This window comes from Streptomyces scabichelini (genome assembly GCF_011045015.1).
Lineage (GTDB): Bacteria > Actinomycetota > Actinomycetes > Streptomycetales > Streptomycetaceae > Streptomyces > Streptomyces scabichelini.
Genome location: NZ_JAAKZY010000464.1, coordinates 1 through 1216, shown reverse-complemented (window position 1 = coordinate 1216; position 1216 = coordinate 1). Strand labels below are relative to the sequence as shown.

Annotated in this window: 1 protein-coding gene; it reads left to right on the top strand. The window is 74.0% G+C overall.

Features of this window, described 5'->3' with window-relative positions; all coding sequences use genetic code 11:
• Window positions 1–144: 144 nt before the first annotated feature.
• Complete coding sequence (locus G5C60_RS50695) at window positions 145–1188, top strand: alpha/beta hydrolase (protein WP_420907496.1); 1044 nt, start codon at window positions 145–147, stop codon at window positions 1186–1188.
• Window positions 1189–1216: the final 28 nt, after the last annotated feature.

Here is a 1216-nt window from a genome sequence, read left to right as displayed (position 1 = left end):
GGCGTCATGGGGGTGCGGGGGAGGCTTGCGCCGGAGCCGAGGTCCAGGCCGGATTCGGCGGCGGGAGAGCCGGAGACAACGCGGTCGTCTATTTCGACTCGGGGGCGTCGGCGGGGGCGGCTCGGACGGCTGCGGTTCCGGCGGTTGGGCCGACTGCGGCGCGGCCTGCTTGCCGCGCTGGTCACGGCCGCTGTCGTCGTCCCCGTCTCCGCCGCGGCCGCCCACCCGGAGATCCCGGCCCCCGAGCCGGCCCGCGTCACGGCGGTGAGTGCGGCGGCGCTGGACGAGGCGTATGCCGCGAACCGCGCGAACGCCGCCGAGGCGGCCCGCATGGCCGCCGATCACGGCGACCACGGCCGCGCATCCGCGGTTCGCTCCATGGCGGACCCCGGTCGGCACTTTCTCTCCTTCGACGCCCGCGGCTCCGGCCGGGCCGTCGAGGTCTTCGGCGACCTGGCGAAGGCCGAGCGCGTGGCCGTACTCGTGCCCGGCTCTGACACGAACCTGGACACGTACGAGCGCTTCCGCGCGGGGGCCGACGCCCTGCAAGAGCGGCTCGGCATACGTGGCGCGGTCGTCGCCTGGCTCGGCTATGAGACGCCGGGCACCATAAGCCCCGAGGTCCTCACCACGGGGCGGGCGAAGGACGCCGCACCTGAACTGCAGGAATTCATACGGGAGTTGGAGACCCTGAACCCGCACGCCCGGGTCTCCCTCCTGTGCCACTCGTACGGGACCGTCGTGTGCGCGGAGGCGGCCGAGAGCGCCGCCCGGACTGCCGGCGACCGGACTGCCGGCGACTCCCGGGCCGTCAGTGGCTCCCGGGACGTCGGTGACTCGCGGGCCTCCCGTGCCTCAATCGGCGGGAGCGGCCTCGGCGTCTCCGACATCGCGCTCTTCGGCAGCCCCGGGACCGGTGCGGACTCCGTCGCCGGTCTGCACACGGACGCCCGCGTCTGGGCGGGCCGGGGTGCCGACGACTGGATCGCGGACGTACCGCACGCCAAGGCCGACCTCTTCGGCACCACCGTCGGCTTCGGCACCGACCCCGTGTCGCCGGGCTTCGGAGCGCGCGTCTTCGCGGCGGGCGACGGCGGCCACAGCGACTACCTCAAGCCGGGCTCGGTGTCGCTGAACAACCTTGCCCGGATCGTCCTCGGCGAGACTTCGGAGGTGACCCGTGCGTGACGTGAAGTTGAAGGGGAGGGTGGGGGAG